Here is a 21,817-nt window from a genome sequence, read left to right as displayed (position 1 = left end):
AAGCTTCGTTTGGTTCACTTTAAATTAGCAGTTAATTTTTACTGATTACGTTCTGTAATGTTATTTAATCTCCCATTTCGAAAGCGAATTCACTATTATTTTAATAGTATCTGCGGTACAATGTGAGTGATTCTATAGAAAGATTGAGGGAACCTACATGGCTGAATTTACACACTTATATGAAAAATTCCACCCGGAACACTACGACCTTAAGATTGCCGTTGACCGGGAGCATAAAACAATTGAAGGAACTTCCACTATTACGGGGGAAGCATTAACCCCCAAAATTGTCGTTAACCAAAAATTCATGACGATCAAGAGCGTTCAAATAAGTGGACAAGATGTTCCGTTCACCTTCGACGACGACTCTGAGGCCATCCATATTACCCTCCCAGCAAGCGGAAAGGTAACGCTGGTGATTGCCTATCAGGCCCCCCTCACAGACACGATGATGGGAATATACCCGTCATACTATGAGGTAAACGGCGAACGAAAGCAGCTAATCGGAACGCAGTTTGAAACCACGTTTGCCCGTCAGGCCTTCCCGTGTATCGACGAACCAGAAGCCAAGGCCACGTTTGATTTGGCCATTAAGTTTGACGAGCACGCTGGGGAAACAATTATTGCCAACATGCCTGAAACCAAGTACGAAGGTGGTTTCCACTACTTCGACACAACCGTTCGGATGTCCACGTACCTCGTTGCGTTTGCTTTTGGGGAAATGCAAAGTAAGATGACTACTACCAAGAGCGGAGTCAAGGTTGGCGTGTTCGCCACAAAAGCTCACCAACCAAAGGAGCTTGACTTTGCGTTGGACATTGCTAAGCGCGGAATTGAATTTTACGAGGACTTCTACCAGACCCCCTACCCGCTTCCGCATTCATGGCAGTTGGCCTTACCGGACTTTTCAGCTGGCGCCATGGAAAACTGGGGGTTAATCACGTACCGGGAAGCAACCCTAATGCTTAACCCAGATAACACTTCCCTTGCCCGGAAGCAATACGTTGCAACGGTGATTACCCACGAGTTGGCCCACCAGTGGTTTGGGGACCTTGTTACAATGAAATGGTGGGATGACCTGTGGTTAAACGAAAGTTTTGCTAACATGATGGAATACGTTTCCGTGGATGCCCTCGAGCCAGATTGGCACATTTGGGAACTCTTTCAGACATCCGAAGCCCCTCTTGCCCTCCAACGGGATGCAACTGATGGTGTACAACCAATTCACGTTCACGTTCAGGATCCGGCTGAGATTGATGCCATCTTTGACGGGGCGATTGTGTACGCCAAGGGATCACGAATGTTAGTAATGGTTCGGGCCCTTATCGGGGACGACGCAATGCGGAAGGGCTTAAAGAATTACTTTGAAGCCCACAAGTACCACAACGCTACCGGGGATGATCTGTGGCAGGCACTGGGCGATGCTGCCGGGATGGATATTGGTAGCATCATGAAGTCCTGGTTAAATCAACCAGGCTTCCCGGTGGTTATTGCTAAGGTGGAAGACGGCAACCTGGTCCTTAATCAGCAGCAATTCTTTATCGGCGATGGTAAGGAAGCTGGTCGGACATGGCAAATTCCGCTAAATAGCAACTATACTGCCGCTCCAACGATCATGAAGGATAAACGGCTTGTTTTAGGTAACTACCAGGAACTGCGAGAAAAGGAAGGCGTTCCGTTCCGGCTAAATGCAGATAATAACTCACACTTCATCGTTAAGTACGATCAACGATTATTGAATGACATTTTAGCTCACAAGGATGAACTTGACCATATCACCCAGCGGCAACTTCTTCAGGACCTGCGTCTCCTGGCAGAGGGACGGCAAATTTCATACGCCGAACTTGTCCCACTATTGAACGGATTTGCAGATAGCACCTCATCCATTGTCAACGATGCCCTCTATGCAATTGCTGATAAGCTAGACCAATTTGTTACCCCAGAAACGAACGAAGAAAAGAACTATCAGTTCTTACTCAATAAACTGAGTGCCCACCAGGTTCAACGGCTTGGTTGGCACCCGGCAACGACCGAATCAAAGGATGATCAAATGACCCGGCCGTACGTTTTAAAGGCTGCCATAGCCGCCAACAACCAGGACACGATTGCAGCCGCCCATGAGCTCTTTACTGCAAATCTCGCAAACCTTGAAGGAGTTAACGCCGACATTCGGCCGTTAATCCTCAAGAGTGAGGTTCAGCACTACGGCAATGATGAACTGGTTAACGCTTTATTGAATCAGTACGTTACAACGTCTGACCCGAACTACAAGGCGGATATTTGCAATGCCCTCACGGCAACGAAGGACCACACCTTCATAACCGAGTTATTGACAAAATTTGAGGAAGCCGCTGTTATTAAGCCACAGGACCTTCGCTCTTGGTACAATGGATTACTAACCAACCCGGCCGGAGAACAGGCAGCCTGGGACTGGTTACGGACTGAATGGGATTGGTTAGAAAAAACGGTTGGTGGTGACATGGAATTTAGCCGGTTCATTACGGTAACGGCCAACGCTTTCCATACCGAAGAACGGTTGGATGAATTTAAGGGCTTCTTTGAACCAAAGATTAATACCCCAGGGTTAACCCGTGAAATTACAATGGATATTCGAATCATTGAGAGTCATGTTGCGCTGGTTGCTAGTGAACGGCGAGCCGTCAATAAGGCGCTGGCAGCGGAATAATAAGGCGCGAGGATAAAAAAAAAAGACACATAAGTAATGGACCCCCATCCATAGAGCTTTTATAGTTCTTATGAATGGGGGTTTTAAGACTAATTAATATCTTTGGACTGCGGTTCAGCGGCTATCACAACCACACAGCACTAAGTTTGAAATTACTGTTCAGTAAGATTAACAGGCTGAAATACTAGATTCCCAGCAATATTCTGTTAACATGTAGCCTTGCCATTCCATTATGACAAAAATGTTTGTATGCTTCTTTGCTAGTGAAAAGGTAATTTTAGCTTCTTCGTTTGACACCTGATACTCGTCTAACAAAATTTTAATCCTAAGTGGTATTGCCAACAGTTCCTATCAAGAAACTAACTTTTAATTAGTTATTTGGCCGTGTATAATAGTCTTGGTTAATCAACAGAAAGGAGGTTTTGTTATTGATTTTAACCCCTAAGTTAGGAATCATCTTAGCCCTCGTGACGTTTGTTTCCGCGCTCGTTCAGAGTACGAGTGGGTTTGGCTTTGGTATCCTTAGCATGGCTATCTTGCCGTTTTTCTTCCCCTACCGGAAATGTACGGTCATTGTCGTGGCAACCGTGCTCATCCTCCAACTTTACACGATTTTTTCGATGCGTAAGCACCTTAAGTGGAAGATGGTTTTTTATCCGGCAATTTCCTCCCTAATCTGTGGGTTTATCGGCGTGTACATGATGGTTCGGTTAAGTTCTCGCACCATGGGGCTTATTCTCGGTTTCTTCATGTGGATCCTTGCCCTGTACTTAATCTTTGGAGTTAGGTACGTCCACCTGAAACGCAACCCGTTAGTTGGGTCAATTGCGGGCGCCCTTGGGGGGTTTATGGATGGCATGTTTGCCATTGGGGGACCGCCGATGGTCGCCTACTTTGATTCCGTTATGGATGATCCCCTTGAATACCAGGTTACCCTGCAACTGTACTTTGCGATTACGACGGTAAATGTTTTGGTTAACAACATTGCGTGCGGCAATTTTACCGTTCAAATGATCGGTCCGCTGTGCGTCACCATCATCGCCTGCGTAGTTGGAACAACCATCGGCATGCGCATTATGCACCATGTTTCAATGAATTTTGTCCGTCGGATGGCCTACATTGTTATGTTGGCGGCCGGAACCTATCATCTCTTACAGGGCTTCGGAATTATTACAATTCACTAATTGCCCAAATGGCGTAGTAGAACTAACTCGCCGAACCAAAACAAGGAAGATCGATTCAGCAACTAATATTTTTTAATTTAATTCGTTTGTTTTGATATATGAAGCAACAGGAGGCTGCAACTTACGGCGCAACCTCCTGTTATTGTTTTAATAATTTTATTCAGAAATTTGTCTATACATTTCGCGGTGTTCGGTGCAAAATTTCCCCAACGCTTCGCCGTACCCAGAAGAAATTAACGGCCACTAATCCAGCGGTTGACAAAAAGACCGCCCCGTACCCGCAAAGTCCGGAAACAGTTGACCCAAGCAGCGAGCCGACAATGTTTCCGGCAAACTGCGCGGACTGGTTATAACTAAAGATCCGGCCGGAGTACCGGGAGTTTGAATACTTCGCCAGCATGGTTTGAACCTGTGGCAGTAAGGCAGCGTCCGAAATGCCCACTAAAAAGCGCAGGATTCCCAGTTCCCAAACATTCCGAACAAAAGCTTGCGGAATAAACACAATAAAAGCAAAAATAAAGCCTGCCAATAAAATTTTATGCGTGCCGATCCGGTCCCCCCACGCCCCAAAGGTCTTCGCTACTAAAAGAGTCGAAATCCCGGGTAAAGCCGCAATAATTCCGCTGACAAGGGCTACCCGGCCCTGACCATGCATGAGTTGCCGGATATACAAACTAATTACCGGCGAAATTGAGTTATTAGCCGCTTGAATAATCAGGGTGGTTACAATCATTCCCACGATAATCCGCGGGTGTTTTAAACTATGAAACAGTTCGTTAGTCGAGAGCATTTCCCGTGCGGAAAGCGGCGTAAAGTGTTTTTCCCATACAAAAAGCAATGTAAAACCACACACGAAGTATAATGATAATCCCGTAAGGATAAAGGTAAGACGGTACCCAAACGTATTGGCAATTACCCCGCCAAAGAACGGACCGATTAACATCCCAGCCGTTGTCCCAGTTGACAGTAAACTCAACGCCTGGCCGCTCCGCTCTCCCGGAACGCTGGCTGCGATTAAGGCAGACGTATTACTAATGTAGCCCGAAAAAAAACCTTGTAATAACCGGCACAGTGCTAATTCGTAAACATTTGTTACCGACCCCATGAGGGTCACCATGGTAGCCATCCCGGCGGATGATAGTAATAGCACCTTCTTACGCCCGTGTTGATCCGCAAACTTCCCCCAAATTGGTGCCATCCACGAGGAAACGCAATAAGCTGCACAGAACACAACCCCACTCCACATGTTTAACTGAAACCGATTAAAGGATCCGAGTGTCCGGATATAGAGCGGAAAAAACGGCATAAATAATTGGAATCCCATCGCAACGATAAAGTTTCCAATCCACAAAATATATAAATTATGCCGCCATTCTGAAACGGTCTTTTGTCCCGTCATGCTAATCCACTTCCTATTTATAAGCTACATTTTTAATACCGCTTATTATCGCCCTTTCACCGTAAAAAAACAATCCCCATCCCGTGGTACAATGGAAACCGATAACACGATGATAAAGAAGAGATGAGCCTTAACTATGATGCATTGGATAATCACACTTTGCTGGCTGGTGATTGCGGGAATTGCCGCGGGGACCGTTAGTTCGGCAGCGGGATTAGCCTCGCTTGTTTCGTATCCAGCCCTTCTCCTAATGGGAATGACACCGGTAGCCGCCAACGTCACTAACAGTTTAGCCCTGGTAACGTCAGGACTTAGCGCCGTTCTCTCATCCCGTTACGAATTAAAGGGCCAGGGGCGCCGCCTCTTGATTCTTTTACCAATGACAATTGTGGGCGCGATTCTAGGGGCACTCCTTTTATTTGCGCTCCCAGCAACAGTTTTTAAAATGGTGGTTCCCTTCTTTATCGCCCTTGCCGGAATTATCATGCTATTTCCTCCGCGATTTCACCAGAAGGAGCAACATAAATCTCCGCTCCATCGACTGGGCGCGTGGGCTCTTGCCTTTCTTGTGTGCATCTACACGGGGTACTTTGGCGCTGGCGGCGGGGTGGTAATGCTTTTAGCCCTCTTTACACTTATTCCGGGAACCTTTGCCCAGGTCAACGCGGTTAAAAACGCTGTTCTTGTAGTTGCTAATCTATTGACGGCGATTGTGTATCTCATTAAAACACAAATTACCTGGCAATTTGTAATCCCCATGGCATGTGGCTTCTTTATCGGCGGATATTTAGGTCCCCTCCTTGTACGTCACCTTCCCGATAAGGTGATGCACCGCATCGTTGGGAGTGGTGCCATTGTTTTAGCCATTGTTTTGTTTTGCCGGTACTGCCTTTAGCCTTACGGCTTAATGTACGCAAACCCGGCTTCCTGCTTTCGAACAAGTTCAATTACCCCGCTAGCCACGATTGTCATGGTATCAGGGAGTTGAGCGGGCTCAACGTTAAACCGGCGGAGAGAGTTTTGACATACTGCAACGGTCACTGCAGGTTTAGTTGCTAAGCGCGCAACCGCATCGTTTTTAGGAACCAGCGCCCGGACTGCCGGCCCATTAACCACCAATTCAACGCTTATCGCCGGGATTTCATCTAACACGTTATCAATGTTTCGTACCGCACCAGATAACCGTGCGGGCTCGTTCACATGAAATAAAACTTGCATTCTTTTCACCTCACCCTTATTCTAACAGCATTCACTTTGGGCGGCGGAAGGAACGCCCTGGACAAGAATTCAACCCGAAACGGAGGAATAAATATGCTTAATAATCTTTTTAACGGTCCTCATGGTGACCGCAATAAACACTATGTTTGGTGGCAACTAGGCTTATTTGGCGGCCTCTTTTTGGCATTGACGTTTACTAGCCAACGAATCTTTCTTTGCGCTCTAATTGGAACGCTAATCGGTGCGATTTTTGATCGGTGGTTAGGGGCACTTGTTGGTTTGGGAATTGGCTTTTTCATTGGAAGTAGTGCGCTCCTTAGTCTCATTGGATTTGGAAGTGGAATGTTTTACATTCTTCGCCACTACCAACACCAGCTTATTCCTGGCGAAAACGGTCAGTGGATGCGCTCTTTATTAGCACTTCTTATTGCCTTAGCCTGCCTCTTGTACGTTGCTAATCCTGCCAACAGTAATCAACAAATTGAATCCCACCCGTTTCACACAACGGTAAATAGTCATGTTTGATAATTATAACGGAGAAATTCAAATGAAACAGTGGACAAATAATATTTACCAGATTACGTTTCCGGCCCCGCATCCCCACGCCCGAGCAGCGAACAGTTTTTTGCTTTACCACGAACGGCTGCTCATCGACGCGGGCTTTGCGGGAACGGCAAACTATGCCCGGTTAACGGCCGCATTAGCGCAACTTAACTTACAGGTCACCGACCTCCGGGGCGTAGTGGTTACCCACCACCACCCAGATCATGTGGGGTTATTAGAAGCACTTCCTCCTGAAATTCCAGTTTATGCCGCTCCGGGACTCGCCTTTTACGGTACCTCGGCTTATCAGCAAGCGATTGATCGCCTGAAGCTTCCCGTTGTCGTTCCTCCAGCGGTTTGCCGCAACGTTCAACAACGCTTAGAAACCCGGTTAGTACCGGCACTCAGAAAGCGGACATTTTATCCTCTTACGGCCCTCACCCAGTTTGGCCTGCACTCTCGCACCCTAGCCGGACACAGTGCCCAAGATACGATTATTACAGACGAAGCTGGCCACTGGTTCACTGGGGACCTTCTCCTTGCCGGGATTATTTTTAATTCACTCCTCGACATTGATCCCATCAGTCAAGAAGTTGTTCCCCATTTACGAACCCGTTACCGGCAATTTTTACGACAGGTAGAAACACTCTTTCCTTCAACCGCCACCCTCTATCCTGGACATGGGATTCCGTTTACGATGAAAGAGGCCACACGAATTGCCCGCCAAAACCAGCGTTTTATGGCTCGTATTGCCGAACAACAAGCGGCCCTCCCTGCTAAGGCGTCGTATGAAACCGTGGTTCAAGCCACCCTACACCAGCTGCACGTTCCCGCTTACTTCTACGTTTCAGCGTTATATTAAAATAAATGAGCACGGCAAGTTGTTTGAAGCCGAACCGAATTACTGCATTATAACGCGGTTCGTTTTTAGTCCTTGTCCTGCTCATTTGGTTTAAATTATCAAGTAATTATTAAAAGGCGGCAGGCATCATTTGCCTTTTTCTTACCTCTCAATCCGTAAATAACTCCCGGTACTGGTCCAGGGTAAGGACGTGCTCCAGTTGTAGGTCCATCCCCACCGTTTTCTTACCGTTTAACACCTCTTCTTGAATACTGGTCGGCACGACTTTAACTTCTCCCAGGTAAGTAAACGCCTTCCGCCCATCATCCCGTTTCACAAATAAAAGCATTTTCACTTGCTGGTGCCCCGCACTAACTCCTGCCAGTAACTCCTGAACTTCAGGCGACCTTAACGTTCGCGGACTACGGGTGTACCATCGCAAACGATCGCCCGAACGTAGATCGTTCTTGTACCGTGCACTTCGCTGGCCGGTGGCCTTCTTGACGGTGATAAAAATGGGGCACACCCCATCAATAACGCGATAACCGTATAGTGGTGCACTAATATCCTTCGGCCAGTTTAACAGCCGGCACACATCTTTGCGGGTGTATTCCCTTCCCCGGGTAAATGCTGTTCGGGAATCCGCCTTCTGGACTAACTGAAGTCCCGTGATAACCGTATCGGTAACCAGGCAACGGAACCAATCATGTTTCCGTAAGGCGGTGACCATAGGTTCTGTCCACGCAAATCCCGCCGCCATCTGAACTACCACTGCTTGGTTCCCGTACTGCTTTTTGCGCGTCGTTTTTCCCACCGTCACATCAAAAAAACTAAGGTTGAGAATCCCCATCACTGAAGTAAGGGTAGCGGGATCGGTGGCAGCATGGTATTGATTGAGCGCTTCCTTATACGCTCTTTCAGTCACTACGCCGTCATTTTCAAGCAATAACCTCAGCAAAACCAATTCGTGTGGTCGGAGTCCGTTCACCAACTCCTGGGTAATAAACGTGAGCACTTGGTCCTCCCACTTAGTTAGTGGACGGTCATCCTTCATCCGCGCAAGAAACTGGTTGTAGTTTTTCACCCGCGTTTGGTGGGTAAACGCCCGCGGACTCACCGTTTCTGCGGCAGCAAAGTCGTGGAGCAATGGTACCCGGCCGAATCGTTGCTTGAGCGTCTGGTACGCCTGCTTAAGGTGCACCAGCGCATCCACCTTCGTTTGTTCCAGGCTTCGCAAAATCCGCTCCCGGGCAACCCGGGTGAAATTGATTGTTGTAATCCCCATGGTTGGAGGGGCAGCTACTATATCCCGAACAGCGGGATTCGCCGCCGGGAGATGTCCCGTTAACGCAATCGGAATCATGTAATTATTCTTATAGTTCCCGATAAAATCAAGCACAAGGACACTCGTCTTCCCGGTAGCCCACCGCAATCCACGTCCTAACTGCTGAGTAAAAACAACCGGTGACTGGGTACTCCGCAACATTACCACCTGGTTAACACATGGAATGTCAATTCCTTCGTTAAATAAATCAACGGTCATAATGTACTCAATCCGTCCAGCTTCAAGATCCTGGACCGCCCTTGCCCGGGTAGTTGGCCCATCAGTATTGGTCAGCGCAACCGCGGGGTGATCCGCTGCCGTGAACTGCGCGGCAATTTTTTTGGCCTCCGCTTGCCGGCTGCAAAACACCAACCCGTGTACCGGACCGTGCGTACCGTAATAGGCAAGCTGCTGTAAAACATACTCTACCCGCGCTGGTGCTGCCAGGCGCTTTAACGGAACTTGTTCGTCAATTATCCGGCCTTGGTACGTATAGTCCGCTACCCCAACGTAATCAAACGGGCATACCATGTGACTATCAATCGCCGTCCGGAGTCTGATCTCATAGGCAACATGATAATCAAACAGAGCGTACACGTCCGCATCGTCCATCCGCTCTGGGGTTGCCGTCATCCCCAACCAAAACTGCGGGGTAAAGTAATTCATCACGCGCTGGTAACTTGGTGCCGGGGCCCGGTGCGCCTCATCGATAAGGATAAAGTCAAAGGTTGTGGGGGAAAAGTGATGTTGTATCCGTTCTTGCGCCATGGTTTGAACGGTCGCAAAAAGGTACTGGGCGTCCCAGTCGTGGCGGTGACCGCTTAGAATCCCAAAGGCACTTGCAGGTCCACCTAACACCCGTTGAAAACTTTTCCGGGCTTTGAGGGCGATTTCCTCCCGGTGCACAATAAACAAGAAGCGCCGCGGTTGAAATGCCTGAACGGCAAACGCTCCTAGGTATGTCTTTCCGGTTCCGGTAGCCGATACTACTAGTGTCCGGTGTTCTCCCCGTTTCCAGGACGCCTGCAGGGTTGCTAAGGCTTCTTGTTGCATCTTATTCGGGGTAACTTTCTGGGTGGGTTTTTGGTGCAGCGAGGTAGTCACCAGCGGGTGGTAGGTCGCAGCATAATCCTTAATCCACGCTGGAGTGATGGGATGGGCTTGCTTCCATTCCGCTTCAAAGGCTGTTGTAAACTCCTGAAAAACGGTACCGCGGGTGGTTCCCACCACCCGCAATGTTAGCTCCCGGTTCGTAAGGAGCGCTTGTTTAGTGAAATTTGCACTCCCCGTAAAGAGCACTTCCTCTCCCGTTTTTCGGGTAAAGGCATAACCCTTAGCGTGAAATCCCTGACTAGTCGCCACCCGGGCCGTAACTCCCGGAAGCTTATTAAGTTCATAAAACGCTGCGGGAGGATTAAAGCCCGCATAAGTTCCCGTAATAATTTGCCCCGTGACCCCTGCCGGTTGATCTGCTAAAACGGCTTTTAAGGGAACAAGCATCGCGGGAGTAACAAACGCAATCATCCACCGGAAACGGGTACAGTGTTCCAATTCAAACCGTAGGTAATTCCATAATTCTTCCCCCGGCTCGTTAGTAATTATCCGGGGCCCCCATACCCCCGTTGTTTTTTCCCGGGTACCACTAAACCCGGCAAGCAGCGCTGCGTTAATCCCTTGATCCACTTTGTCCACCTCTTTATTTTTCTGATCCCATTATACCCGGAAGACTTACTTCAAGCGACCGGTTGCTCCAGGTCGCATCTAACTTTCCTTCTGGTATATACTAAGAACGGAAAGAAGGAATTACGGTGGAAATTACCTATAATAAAAAGGGCTGCAAGAAAGTCTTTAAAACGTATAAGCACCAGGTTGCAACCATCCAAAAGGCCATCGTCGCACAGCTTACCCAGCAGTTTGCCACGGACTTCGCTAAAACTAAACTTGCAACCCGCATCCCCGTTGCGGGCACTAAGTGTTATGAATGCCGGGTTAATCCCCCGCAATTGCCAGCAATGCGGGTTGCTTTTACCCGGCACGGCGCTAATGCAACCGTAGAATATCTAACGACTAACATCACAAAGGCAGACTTTACCCAGGAACTTGAACAGTTTTTAGGGGGCAAATAAAATGAAACTGATTGAACTAAAACAAGCGCAAAAAACAGCCCTCACTAACCTTAAAAAGCGTCGGAAACAGGAACTAGGATTCTACACGTTTAAGAAGGATCGGTCCGTGCGGATTAAGTTGATTGATGACGGGGGAGCCGAACTTATTGAACACGGCTACGCCGAAGAACGGACCCAACTTGACGGGCAAAACGCTAAACGGGCCCTGAAGCGGGCGTTCAGCCGGGAATTTCCCCGAAGTCATAAGGTGTATGTCCAAGAACACTGATTAAATTAATCAAGCCGTGTATTAACGCAAATAAAACAAGCGTGATGAAGAACTCTTCTATTGAAGCACCCCACACCACTTCAACAGGCGCGCTCCTTTCACCACGCTTGTTTTATTTATTCCCTAATTCACTTCATCCTGAATAAAAACGTACCTGGTTGAATTTGAAAATTCCGGACGGTACCGGTAGCCCCTAGTTTGAAACTGCCGGGCGGTTTCGGGCTGTGTTACATTGTTTTCTGCGAGGTATCGGACCATTTCCCCCCGAGCCATCTTTGCCAGCGTTCCCCGTTGAACCACCCGGCCATTAATCAACTTGCCAAAAACACAGTCAATTAGTTGTTCGTCTGGTTGAAGATACCGTCGGACCGTCCGGGCAAACATCGCCGAAGCAACGTTTAACACGACCTTCCCGTTCCGAAATGCTGCATCATGGAGCTTGCTCCCCCAAAAATTTGGCAAGTTGCGGCTACCATTCACATGAATCTTCGCCTTTAGTTCCAGCCGGTATGGAGCCACCCCATCAAACGGACGAAGTGCCCCGTAAAAGCCTGATAGAATGGTCACGTGGTCCTGCAGGTAGGCTAACCCGTGATCGGTGAATAGGTCGGGCGCCATGTATTGGTACGCTAGTCCCTGAAAGGCCATAATTGCCGGTGTAAGGTTGTGCTCCAAATCCATGGTTTGAAGATTATGGTAGCTCGCCTTAACAATCCGGTCACTTGCATGCCACATTGCTGCTAGGTCCGCATAGCTCATTGCCCGCAAATAATCCCGAATCATTCGTGCATCGTCCAGGTACAGGGGGCGGGTAACGTCCTGAAAATCATCCGTATCCCGCATCATCTTTTTGGCGGGGGAAATAATAATTCCAAGTTGTCCCATCCCTATTCCACCTCCGAAACAAGATCCGCCACTACCTGATCATTAATCTTCATTCCGGCAGAATCGCCCAACAAAAAGAGCGGCGTTTGCTGGTCATCCATGAAAAACGGTAAATTCAGGTTAATTCCGTGGGCGTGCACGGAATGAAACCCGTTAGCGTACTGGTACGCAAACGTACCATGCGGGACTACCATTCGTTCCACTGCCCGGAAAGACCGGGCGTGTTTTCCCGGCCCCTGTTCGATTGCTAACCAGTTCCGGTGTTGCTTATCCCGCCTGAGTGTTCGCTGATTCATCGCGGGCATTGCCGCTTGAACTAGCGTGTCGGTGAGGGTTTCTACTACGGGGGTCAACGTTTCCGCCTGTTCCGCCGTAACAAAACGACGCACATCGCGTACAAGTTGAAGCCGGGCGGTTAAAACAAACCGGTTAAAGAGCGCGCGTTGTGCTTCGTTAGTCGGTTGTGCCTTAATCCATCGGATACTTACCCACTGCTCATTCAGAGTGCGGAAAAGAACACGTGCCGCCTGATTCCGTCCCTCTTTTCGCAGCCAGCGGTATGCATCTAAAGTTGCCCGGGCCTGCGCCATAAAGGCAACGTCCGTTCCCCGCACAACTCGCTCCGGATGAGCGCTTCGCGGCCATTGCGGTACAGTTGGCGCCTTAAACAATCCCATCACCTGCTGATGAAGGTGATGGAACTGCCGACGCTCCTTATTAGTAGGATGCCCTTCCTTGAAAACAGCAGCTACGATAGCATCTAATAACCCGGCAACAAAGAATGATGTTCCGGTAATATCCTTGATAAGAACTTCCGGTAAATAATACCCGTGAGTAAACAACGAATTTAACCCGTAAAACACCAGGTGACAGTAATTATGCTGGTCCCCCAATACAAACCGGGCAACATCCGCGATACTACTAATCTTTGGCCCGTGGCCCCATACTTCCGGATCCGTTCGGTACCACGTCTTTCGCCGGTCATCGCGGCCAAATGACGCTAAATCACAGTATTGTGCCTTTTGTTCAAGCGCATTAAACGTCGTTCGCTCGTCATCGATTCGCTGCGCTAACCAACTAGCAAGGCTCATATGATGTTGCCCCCAACACTGACCGTCCTGGGCGGCAAACGCTGATGCTAACGGTTCAAGGGCCATAAACGAATCAGGGTGCGCGCAAATCGTTCTTGTCCACAAATACTGCCGTAGCCGGCTCGAATGGTAGAAGAGCTGTGCCCGGGAAACACTCTCCCCGTGATCATGCAAAATAAACAATAAAAAGACGCCCCGCTCGTAGATGGGCCGTGAAACAACCCGAGCAGCTGCCAGCATGCGGCGGTTAACTAATGCTTGGTAATCATCCGCTAACGTACAAGTCAACTGAATCATCTGCCGTACCGTTCTTGTCCCGGTTTTATCTGCCAGCCGCACCGTTTGGTTTCCCGCCGTTAATAGGGCGGTTAGTTGTTTAATCAGGGCCAGCGCATTTACTGTCATTAAGCCCACCTTCCTCTTAGTCATTTTTCTGTCTCCATCTTACCAAGTATCATCATTATTAGCACGAAAAGGAGGTTATCACTTCAGATAACCTCCTTCGTTATGGTAATGGTCTGTGGGATATCCACAGATGGGGGATGAAAGTATGCGTTGTTTGGGCAAAACGCTTTTACCCCCAAATGGGAGCGTGGAGAAATTTCACTTTTTACCCGCGCACATTTTCATTCTCAGTATAGAAACGCCCTTCTCCCGGTTCAAATAATATGCTCACTCACTTCTTCACTAGTTAGTCCCATCCTTTCGGTACAACTATCAAACAACAAATATTTTTCGATTATAATTAAATAATTTACTAGCAAATAGTTATGGTACACTTAACAGCGGTGCACTGCTCATTATTATTAAGCTATTAAGGGAGGTATTATCACAATGAGTGATTTGTCTAAAACCACTAAAAAATCATACATTAGCTGGCCGGTTCTCGCCTTAATGGACTTCGTGACGGTCATTGGTTTTGACGATTTAATTTACAATTTTCAAAACCAAGGACTGAGCGTCATTACGTCGTGGATCATCATGCTCTTTTTCTACGTTATTCCGTATTCATTAATGGTCGGGCACCTCGGGTCGGCATTTAGCAATGAAGGCGGTGGTTTAAGTTCATGGGTACGAGGAACAAGTGGCGAATTTCTCGGCTATTTCACTGCCTGGACATACTGGGCGGCTTCAATTCCTTACGTGGTCGACACGGCAAACTCAATCGTTGTTGGGTTGGGATGGGCTTTTAACGGCAACGATCACCTTGAACACACCCTCTCCAACAGTATGTTTGCCCTCTTGAGCCTAATTGTCTTTGTCGTCTTTATCGTGATCCAATCACGGTTTAAGCACTCCATGGAAATTCTTAGTACCATTGGAGGCATTGCCATGTTTGGGATGACCGTACTGTTTGTCATCATGACAATTACGGCAATTGCGATGGGCGGCCACATTGCCACCCAGCCAATGAATCTGCACGCTATCCTGCCGAAATTTAACTTTAAGTACTTCGCAACGGTCGGGATGCTAATCTATGCCATGAACGGTGCCGAATTAGTTGCCCCGTTCGTTACCCGAATGAAGAAACCAAAGACAGACTTCCCCAAAGCAATGATCATGCTAGCAGTCATGACCGCCTTTTTGACCATCTTCGGGTCCTTCTCTTTGGGAGTCTTCTTTAACGCCCACCACCTACCAAACGACCTTAAAATGAACGGGTCGTACTACGCCTTCCAGGCACTTGGTCGACATTATCATGTAGGAAACCTTTTCATGTACTGCTTTGCGTGGACCGAAGTTTTCTATTTGGCCGCTTTGCTTGCAGTGCTACTTGATGCCATGACCCGGATGTTGATTTCAGATACCGGCACCAAGTACATGCCTAAGTTTCTGCGAAAAACTAACGCTGCCGGGTTGCCAATTAACGGGTATATCCTCACATGTGTTTTAAGTGCGTTCATCATTGGTTTAGGAATCTTCTTGCCGGATATGAACGATATCTTCAACTGGTTATTAAACCTAAACGGAATCGTATCACCAGGAGTGACCTGCTGGATTTTCTTTGCTTTTATCATGGTGCGGCTCAAGCAAAGCCAATTCCCGTCCACGTATGTTTATATTAAAAACCGGAAGTTTGCGTTGGTTGTTGGCTGGTGGATGTTGATTGTAACGGCGATTGCAACCATCCTTGGAATTGCTCCGCAAGATGTTACCACGTTCTCAGGTACTTGGTGGTATGAACTAACCATCAATCTCATCGCCATCATTGTCCTCGTTGGGCTCGGAATTATCCTGCCATACATTACCCGGCGGGAACAGCGAAGTACAACGGGCGTTGCTTTTACTAAACTACAGTGGCTTAGCATGGTTGGTGTTTTGCTTGTCGCCTTAATTAGCGCCTTTTATCTGGGAGGAACTCACCTTACCAGCAGGTGGTGGTTAATCGGAATTATCACCGGTTTGGCTGCAGTCCTACTGATCATCATTGGTAAACCAGAGCATGACCGGCAAAACTAAAAAAAGCGCTTGTCTTTTATCAGGGAAGTCGCTATAATAACCTGGTTGTTATCAATTAGGTTATATTCGTCGTTTCGTTTTGGAACGGCGTTTTTTTGATATCAAATTATTTGAAAACAAAGGAGGCCGCGATTTACGGTACAGCCTCCTTTGTTTTCTTCGAATTTTCCTTAACGGCAGATTATTTTAGGGGATGCCGGTGACGCCACTGCTGAACGGTAGTATCTCCCACATACAAAAGAATCCCTGCTGCCAACAACATGGCGCCAAACACAATTACCCGCCACTGAAGGTTAACCAGAATATACCCACACACGATGAGTGCCATCAATGGTACGGTCACCCCACCGTGAAGGTGGAATCCGGTACGGGCTTGTTCCTTATGCTGGTGTTGCCGCCACTTTACCCGGAGCATTACCAATGCAGTGGAGAAATACTGAACCAATGAAACAATCACCGCACATGGCACCAAGAACAGGTAGTTTCCGCTTAGGAAAAGCAACGCACATACTCCCGCCGTCAAGAGAATCGCTACCCACGGCGCTCCGTTCTTGGTCTTAATCCCAAAAAATGCTGGCAACAGTTTATGCTCATTTGCCAGTGAGGACGCCACAAACGGGGTACTATACGACAGGGAAATGGCGACTCCCAAAATGGAACCAATCGTTCCGATCGTAATAAGTAACTTTCCCCAAAATCCAAACCGGGTTGCAAATGCCAAAGCTAACGGCGCTGAACTCATTGTAATCCGCCGTCCTAACATTCCAATTACCACCACAAAGACCACCACATAAAGGGTTACGACTGCCGTAATCACCGCCAATAGTTCCCGCGGTAAATTCTTTTGGGGATTGCGCATTTCCGCCGCAGCAACCGGGAGAAATGCAAAGCCGGTGTACATGTAAAAGACGTTACTATACGCGTTATTATACGATACAAACGAGTGAGCTGGACTATGGAATAAGTGGGCGCCGTGAATGAACCAAACACCGCCGATAACAAATAGAAGTAACACCGCTAATTTTAACAAGGTTGCCGTATCGTTCGCTGCGTTTGATACCCGTTGCCCCAAAATGCCAATTACCGAAATCGCGAGGATAACCAGGATTCCCGTTATCCGATAGGTAGTCGGATGGTAAAGTTGGGGGAAAAACACCTGAAGAGCCGTCAAAAACGCGGCAATTTCAGTCGCAATCGTCATTACTCCCTGTAACCAAGTAAATAAACCCACTTCAAATCCGGCAAACTGCCCAAATTCGTTATAAGCATATAACCACCCCGCGCCGTTACCACTGGTTCGACTCGCCAAACCCGCATAACACAACGCCAGTAACAAGGCGGATACTCCTGAAAGAATTAGGATTGGAATAATCATGATTCCCGCTTTACCGTATAAGTTACCTGGTAGCAAAAACGCGGCGGACCCAATCATACTATCAACACCCAAAAGAAACACCGAAAACGGACTCATTTTATGCCCTGCCTTTGTCATTTAAATCGCCCTCTTAAAATTAAATTGTTTCTTTGCTTAAAAACACGTAGAATGAACAATTGAGAATTATGTAAACGGAGGAATGACGGATGCAAAACCACCTGATTGCCCTTGATTTGGACGGCACCACCTTAACAAGTACGGGAATAGTTACCCCCTATACTAAACAGGTGTTGCAAGCGGCCAGTGCTGCCGGGCACGTTGTGGCAATCGTTAGCGGCCGCCCATACCGCATGTGCACAACAATTTACGACGAACTTGGCCTTACTAGTCCCATGATTAACTTCAACGGCGCCCTCGGCAGCATCCCCCACCGACACTGGCGGGGTGAATACACCGAAACAATTGATCCGCACATTGCGCTGGCCATTGAAGATGCCAAGGAAGAACTTAACTTACAAATTGTTTCCATTGAAAGTAAGTTCCGGTGTTTGGTTGACCAACTCAATTACGAAATTGACGAGTTCTTTCCCCTAGCAACACGCCCAGAACAATTGCTCCGGGCAGAAAACATCCAAAATGATCCGCTTTCAATCATGCTTGTCGCCGCTAACCAGAAAACAAAGGCAGCAACGGTCGCTACACTTGAAGACCGGTTTGGAGACCAAATTCACGTTGGCGTCTGGGGCGGGCCCCGACCAATCCTCGAACTTTCGCGTCGTGGGGTCAGTAAAACGACTGGTATCAAACACCTCATGACAACCTATCATATTCCACGTGAAGCGGTAATCGCCTTTGGGGACGAGCATAACGACGCCGAAATGCTCAGCTTCGCCGGTCACGGGGTTGCAATGCAGAACGCAACACCGCAGATTAAAGCGGTGGCGGACGCCATTACTTCCAAGGATAACGACCATGATGGAATGGCGCACTACTTGGCGAATTACCTGCAACTTACTTTTTAGAAAGGAACCCTCTTTCCAGGAAGTAATTATACTCTTGTTCCGTAAAATTACCGGAAAGTATAAACAAAAGAGACTGTGTTTTTTTGATATGCTCCCAAATCTTGGATAAAGTAAATTCAAGGTTTGAAGCTTATATCAATTCCCGTCACAGTCTCTTTTATAATCTTAATCGAAAAACACGCATGGAATTATTATCCACAAAGGATTGACCCATCAGACATGCTTCTTAGAAACTAATCCCTACTTTTCTTCGTCGCTTTTCAGTACACCCGCAACCGAGTACCGGTCGTGCTGCATTTCGTTAAGCACGATGTGGATGTGCTCAGCTGGTGCCCCCGTATTTTTAGAAATCGCAGCGGTAACATCTTTTACCAGACTCCGCAGCTGTTCTTCTGACCGGCCAGCCAGTAAATCAATATGAACTAATGGCATGTTAGCCCCTCCTTACCATCAATAATCATTCTCATTCTACCGGTCCTCCTCAACGAATTCAAGCGCAGCACAATGCTAATGTGATACAATCGGGATAACTTTAATCTACCTGGGAGGGATTTTAATGCCCCGGAAAGAGGACTATTTTTCATCATGCACAAGTATTTTAGTTGGTAAAAACGCCATGGCAATGGGAACCCCGATTATTGGGCGTAACGAAGATGCCAATACCGCGTGGCCTAAGCACATGGTTATTCACGCTCACCAGGAAGCAACCACGCCCCAGCAGTTTAAGTCGCCGGATAACGGTTTTACCATTGACCTGCCGACTACGCGGTTAAAGTATACGGCAACCCCCGAATGGACGCTAAAGTACGGGGTTTTTGAAGAAGATGGTATTAACGAAGAAAACGTTGCGATGAGTGCAACGGAAAGTGCCTATGCCAACGAACGTGTCTTAGCCTATGACCCGCTCAATACCAGTACGGGGATTGGCGAAGAGGCCATGGTTACGGTTGTGCTCCCATACATTCATTCAGCCCGGGAAGGAGTTGCCCGCCTTGGAAAAATCGTCACGGAATACGGAGCAGCGGAGACAAACGGTGTCTTATTCGCCGACCAGAATGAAGTTTGGTACATGGAAATTGCAACGGGTCATTACTGGGTTGCCCAACGAATTCCGGACGACGCTTATGCGGTGGTTGCCAACCAGTTAGCAATTCAGGATGTGGATTTAACTGATTCAGCGAACTTTATGGTTGCCCCGGGAATTGCCAACTTTGTCAACAAACATCACCTGAATCCTAACCCAACCACCTTTAATTTCCGTAACATTTTTGGTACCCACACTGCCAGTGATGAGACGTATAGCACGCCCCGGGTTTGGGTGGGGCACCAGTTGTTTTCCCCTGAACAGTCGGAAACAGAAACCCCAACCAGTGAAAACCTCTCGTTTATCATGCGTCCTGATCACCTGCTTCAACGGGAAGATTTGATGGCACTACTGGCCAACCACTACCAGCAGACACCCTATGACTTACTGGGAAAGGACAATTCCAATAAACACCGATTCCGGCCAATTAGCCTGGCTAAAACGCAGGAATCCCACCTATTAGAAATCCGGCCAACAATGCCGAAGGAGATGCAGGGAATTCACTGGTTAGCAATGGGCGTTACCGCCCAAAGCGTGTTTGTCCCAACCTACGCGGGAACAACAGATATTCACGCCGCATACAAGGTCGGAAAACACGAGTACAGCCCTGATTCAGCATACTGGACTTACAAACTGGCTGGCGTGCTTGTTGATGCCAATTACCCGGTTTTAGGTGATAAACTGCATAAGGTACAACAGGAACTGACCACCACATTCCGGCAGATGCTTGCTACGACCGACGAACAGCTACTGACAGTCTCCCCAGCGCTCAGGACAGAACTAATGACCTCAGCATCAATTAAGATGCAGGCAATGGGGTTAAATAAAATGAATACCCTCATCAGCGAACTTGTAACAGCAGCAACCGCCTTATCCCCGCTTAATTTCAAGACGGACGCAAACTTATAGAAAAATTTTAAGCAAGCTCAAAAACGCTTATCACGAAAGTGAACTATCTAAAAAATAAGGAGGATGTGCGTAAATCACATCCCCTTACTTTTTTGTATAATGCGATGCTAAAAATAACCGGACCGACGAAAATCATAACCTGTTCCCCCGGTGCTGCATATTGCGTTTGCTTGCTGCTTTTACTACGGCCGTTTTAGCACATTTCTCACTTTTATTTTACTGCCGTAATCTTAACCGTCATTTCACCACCTGGCGTTGTCAGCGTTACTTCTTCGTTTAACTTATGTCCAATTAGCCCCTTAGCAATCGGCGATTCGTTAGAAATCTTACCGTTAAACGGGTCAGCTTCTGCTGCGCCAACAATCTTGTAAGTTTCTGGTTCTTCGTCTGGTAATTCTTGAAATGTTACGGTCTTTCCCACAGCCACTTCATTCTTATCGATGCTTTCACTATCAATGATTACAGCGTGGTGAAGCATATTTTCCAGTTCCTTAATTCGGCTTTCATTGAAAGACTGCTCATCTTTGGCTGCTTCATATTCGGAGTTCTCTGAAAGGTCCCCGAATGACCGGGCAATCTTAATTCGTTTGACGATTTCCGGCCGCCGGTTTGTAATTAAATCGTTTAATTCATCTTCAATTTTCTTTTTCCCTTCAAGGGTCATTGGAAATGACTTTTCATCTGCCATGAATGTTTTCCTCCTGTCCAGTTAGTGCATTGTTGATTATACCACGCTAAACCCGTTCACGGTTCTTCCGGATAACGTCGCGAATCTTTGTTACCAGCAGATCAATGGCCACGTGATTTTGGCCTCCTTCCGGTACGATGATGTCAGCGTACCGTTTGGTCGGCTCAATGAATTGGTGGTACATCGGCTTTACCGTTGCCATGTACTGATTGATAATTGAATCCAGCGACCGGCCCCGTTCTTCCATGTCCCGTTGAATTCGGCGAATAATCCGAATATCATCATCAGTATCAACAAAGATCTTAATGTCCATTAGATCCCGTAACCGCGGATCGTTAAGCACCAGAATTCCTTCGACGATGATGACTTCCTTAGGTTCTTGAATGATTGTTTCCTTACTCCGGGTATGGTTAACGTAGTCGTACACCGGCTTTTCAATTGTTTTCCAGTCACGTAACTGTTTTAACTGCTTGATAAAAAGGTCAGTGTCAAACGCATCCGGGTGGTCATAATTCGTTTTTACCCGTTCCTCGAAGGGCTTATCATCCTGATTCTTGTAGTATGAATCCTCCTGGATCATCAGGATTGAATGCCCGTTAAGTTGGTGAAAAATTGCTTCACTAACGGTTGTTTTTCCGCTTCCGGAACCCCCAGTGACCCCAATAATAACGGGCCGGCGCCGTGTTTCTTGTTCTGTCATTGATTTACTTACTC

Annotated in this window: 19 protein-coding genes; 10 read left to right on the top strand and 9 right to left on the bottom strand. The window is 47.6% G+C overall.

Annotated elements, in window-relative coordinates:
• Positions 1–157: 157 nt before the first annotated feature.
• Both ACI3EZ_RS00555 and ACI3EZ_RS00550 read left to right on the top strand, forming a co-directional pair.
• Positions 158–2,686, top strand: coding sequence for a M1 family metallopeptidase (locus ACI3EZ_RS00555; protein WP_405025180.1), 2,529 nt, complete (start codon positions 158–160; stop codon positions 2,684–2,686).
• A 428-nt stretch (positions 2,687–3,114) separates the two neighbouring features.
• Complete coding sequence (locus ACI3EZ_RS00550) at positions 3,115–3,870, top strand: sulfite exporter TauE/SafE family protein (protein ID WP_405023662.1); 756 nt, start codon at positions 3,115–3,117, stop codon at positions 3,868–3,870.
• A 172-nt stretch (positions 3,871–4,042) separates the two neighbouring features.
• On the opposite strand, the gene ACI3EZ_RS00545 is transcribed toward ACI3EZ_RS00550, so the two are convergent.
• Entirely contained in the window at positions 4,043–5,269 is a 1,227-nt protein-coding gene (locus ACI3EZ_RS00545) for an MFS transporter (protein WP_405025179.1), read from the bottom strand.
• Between the two features lie 136 nt (positions 5,270–5,405).
• Between ACI3EZ_RS00545 and ACI3EZ_RS00540 the strand changes: the two genes are divergently transcribed.
• A complete protein-coding gene (locus ACI3EZ_RS00540) occupies positions 5,406–6,164 on the top strand; it encodes a sulfite exporter TauE/SafE family protein (protein ID WP_405025178.1) in 759 nt (252 codons plus the stop codon).
• 2 nt (positions 6,165–6,166) lie between these two features.
• Here ACI3EZ_RS00540 and ACI3EZ_RS00535 read toward each other — a convergent pair whose 3' ends face one another.
• Positions 6,167–6,487 carry a DsrE family protein gene (locus ACI3EZ_RS00535; RefSeq protein WP_405025177.1) on the bottom strand — a complete coding sequence of 107 codons (321 nt, stop codon included), beginning with the start codon at positions 6,485–6,487 and terminating at the stop codon, positions 6,167–6,169.
• A gap of 93 nt (positions 6,488–6,580) precedes the next feature.
• Here ACI3EZ_RS00535 and ACI3EZ_RS00530 point away from each other — a divergent pair, with 93 nt between their 5' ends.
• On the top strand, positions 6,581–7,012 hold the full coding sequence (locus ACI3EZ_RS00530; RefSeq protein WP_405025176.1) for a hypothetical protein: 432 nt from the start codon (positions 6,581–6,583) through the stop codon (positions 7,010–7,012).
• A 22-nt stretch (positions 7,013–7,034) separates the two neighbouring features.
• Positions 7,035–7,892: an MBL fold metallo-hydrolase gene (locus ACI3EZ_RS00525; protein WP_405025175.1), complete on the top strand. Its 858-nt coding sequence runs from the start codon at positions 7,035–7,037 to the stop codon at positions 7,890–7,892.
• A gap of 148 nt (positions 7,893–8,040) precedes the next feature.
• On the opposite strand, the gene ACI3EZ_RS00520 is transcribed toward ACI3EZ_RS00525, so the two are convergent.
• On the bottom strand, positions 8,041–10,878 hold the full coding sequence (locus ACI3EZ_RS00520; RefSeq protein WP_405025174.1) for a DUF3427 domain-containing protein: 2,838 nt from the start codon (positions 10,876–10,878) through the stop codon (positions 8,041–8,043).
• A gap of 125 nt (positions 10,879–11,003) precedes the next feature.
• On the opposite strand from ACI3EZ_RS00520, the gene ACI3EZ_RS00515 reads away from it, so the two are divergent.
• On the top strand, positions 11,004–11,321 hold the full coding sequence (locus ACI3EZ_RS00515) for a hypothetical protein (protein WP_405023655.1): 318 nt from the start codon (positions 11,004–11,006) through the stop codon (positions 11,319–11,321).
• A gap of 1 nt (position 11,322) precedes the next feature.
• A complete protein-coding gene (locus tag ACI3EZ_RS00510) occupies positions 11,323–11,589 on the top strand; it encodes a hypothetical protein (RefSeq protein WP_283581709.1) in 267 nt (88 codons plus the stop codon).
• Positions 11,590–11,712: 123 nt separating this feature from the next.
• Here ACI3EZ_RS00510 and yaaA read toward each other — a convergent pair whose 3' ends face one another.
• The gene (yaaA, locus tag ACI3EZ_RS00505; protein ID WP_405025173.1) at positions 11,713–12,474 is read right to left on the bottom strand and encodes a peroxide stress protein YaaA; all 762 of its coding nucleotides are present in this window, start codon (positions 12,472–12,474) and stop codon (positions 11,713–11,715) included.
• Positions 12,475–12,476: 2 nt separating this feature from the next.
• Positions 12,477–13,994, bottom strand: coding sequence for a hypothetical protein (locus ACI3EZ_RS00500; protein WP_405025172.1), 1,518 nt, complete (start codon positions 13,992–13,994; stop codon positions 12,477–12,479).
• A 405-nt stretch (positions 13,995–14,399) separates the two neighbouring features.
• Here ACI3EZ_RS00500 and ACI3EZ_RS00495 point away from each other — a divergent pair, with 405 nt between their 5' ends.
• Positions 14,400–16,025, top strand: a complete 1,626-nt coding sequence (locus tag ACI3EZ_RS00495) for an APC family permease (RefSeq protein ID WP_405025171.1) — start codon at positions 14,400–14,402, stop codon at positions 16,023–16,025.
• Between the two features lie 181 nt (positions 16,026–16,206).
• On the opposite strand, the gene ACI3EZ_RS00490 is transcribed toward ACI3EZ_RS00495, so the two are convergent.
• Complete coding sequence (locus ACI3EZ_RS00490) at positions 16,207–17,517, bottom strand: APC family permease (protein WP_405025170.1); 1,311 nt, start codon at positions 17,515–17,517, stop codon at positions 16,207–16,209.
• 89 nt (positions 17,518–17,606) lie between these two features.
• Here ACI3EZ_RS00490 and ACI3EZ_RS00485 point away from each other — a divergent pair, with 89 nt between their 5' ends.
• Entirely contained in the window at positions 17,607–18,422 is an 816-nt protein-coding gene (locus ACI3EZ_RS00485) for a Cof-type HAD-IIB family hydrolase (protein ID WP_405023649.1), read from the top strand.
• 240 nt (positions 18,423–18,662) lie between these two features.
• Here ACI3EZ_RS00485 and ACI3EZ_RS00480 read toward each other — a convergent pair whose 3' ends face one another.
• Entirely contained in the window at positions 18,663–18,854 is a 192-nt protein-coding gene (locus ACI3EZ_RS00480) for a 2-hydroxymuconate tautomerase (RefSeq protein ID WP_405023648.1), read from the bottom strand.
• A gap of 124 nt (positions 18,855–18,978) precedes the next feature.
• On the opposite strand from ACI3EZ_RS00480, the gene ACI3EZ_RS00475 reads away from it, so the two are divergent.
• The gene (locus ACI3EZ_RS00475) at positions 18,979–20,415 is read left to right on the top strand and encodes a C69 family dipeptidase (protein WP_405025169.1); all 1,437 of its coding nucleotides are present in this window, start codon (positions 18,979–18,981) and stop codon (positions 20,413–20,415) included.
• A 211-nt stretch (positions 20,416–20,626) separates the two neighbouring features.
• Here ACI3EZ_RS00475 and greA read toward each other — a convergent pair whose 3' ends face one another.
• Both greA and udk read right to left on the bottom strand, forming a co-directional pair.
• The gene (greA, locus tag ACI3EZ_RS00470; RefSeq protein ID WP_405023646.1) at positions 20,627–21,103 is read right to left on the bottom strand and encodes a transcription elongation factor GreA; all 477 of its coding nucleotides are present in this window, start codon (positions 21,101–21,103) and stop codon (positions 20,627–20,629) included.
• A 46-nt stretch (positions 21,104–21,149) separates the two neighbouring features.
• Complete coding sequence (gene udk / locus ACI3EZ_RS00465) at positions 21,150–21,803, bottom strand: uridine kinase (protein WP_405023645.1); 654 nt, start codon at positions 21,801–21,803, stop codon at positions 21,150–21,152.
• Positions 21,804–21,817: the final 14 nt, after the last annotated feature.

The organism is Ligilactobacillus sp. LYQ60 (genome assembly GCF_045033015.1).
In the GTDB taxonomy this organism is placed as follows: Bacteria; Bacillota; Bacilli; order Lactobacillales; family Lactobacillaceae; genus Ligilactobacillus.
This window is presented reverse-complemented; position numbering and strand designations above follow the sequence as displayed.

Bases quoted from the DNA above. Each gene is read 5' to 3' on its own strand.
- ACI3EZ_RS00485 (WP_405023649.1), top strand. From the start codon at position 17,607: ATGCAAAACCACCTGATTGCCCTTGATTTGGACGGCACCACCTTAACA.
- ACI3EZ_RS00475 (WP_405025169.1), top strand. From the start codon at position 18,979: ATGCCCCGGAAAGAGGACTATTTTTCATCATGCACAAGTATTTTAGTT.
- ACI3EZ_RS00545 (WP_405025179.1), bottom strand. From the start codon at position 5,269: ATGACGGGACAAAAGACCGTTTCAGAATGGCGGCATAATTTATATATT.
- ACI3EZ_RS00480 (WP_405023648.1), bottom strand. From the start codon at position 18,854: ATGCCATTAGTTCATATTGATTTACTGGCTGGCCGGTCAGAAGAACAG.
- ACI3EZ_RS00530 (WP_405025176.1), top strand. From the start codon at position 6,581: ATGCTTAATAATCTTTTTAACGGTCCTCATGGTGACCGCAATAAACAC.
- ACI3EZ_RS00540 (WP_405025178.1), top strand. From the start codon at position 5,406: ATGATGCATTGGATAATCACACTTTGCTGGCTGGTGATTGCGGGAATT.
- greA (WP_405023646.1), bottom strand. From the start codon at position 21,103: ATGGCAGATGAAAAGTCATTTCCAATGACCCTTGAAGGGAAAAAGAAA.
- ACI3EZ_RS00555 (WP_405025180.1), top strand. From the start codon at position 158: ATGGCTGAATTTACACACTTATATGAAAAATTCCACCCGGAACACTAC.
- ACI3EZ_RS00500 (WP_405025172.1), bottom strand. From the start codon at position 13,994: ATGACTAAGAGGAAGGTGGGCTTAATGACAGTAAATGCGCTGGCCCTG.
- ACI3EZ_RS00495 (WP_405025171.1), top strand. From the start codon at position 14,400: ATGAGTGATTTGTCTAAAACCACTAAAAAATCATACATTAGCTGGCCG.
- ACI3EZ_RS00525 (WP_405025175.1), top strand. From the start codon at position 7,035: ATGAAACAGTGGACAAATAATATTTACCAGATTACGTTTCCGGCCCCG.
- ACI3EZ_RS00490 (WP_405025170.1), bottom strand. From the start codon at position 17,517: ATGACAAAGGCAGGGCATAAAATGAGTCCGTTTTCGGTGTTTCTTTTG.
- yaaA (WP_405025173.1), bottom strand. From the start codon at position 12,474: ATGGGACAACTTGGAATTATTATTTCCCCCGCCAAAAAGATGATGCGG.
- ACI3EZ_RS00510 (WP_283581709.1), top strand. From the start codon at position 11,323: ATGAAACTGATTGAACTAAAACAAGCGCAAAAAACAGCCCTCACTAAC.
- ACI3EZ_RS00535 (WP_405025177.1), bottom strand. From the start codon at position 6,487: ATGCAAGTTTTATTTCATGTGAACGAGCCCGCACGGTTATCTGGTGCG.
- udk (WP_405023645.1), bottom strand. From the start codon at position 21,803: ATGACAGAACAAGAAACACGGCGCCGGCCCGTTATTATTGGGGTCACT.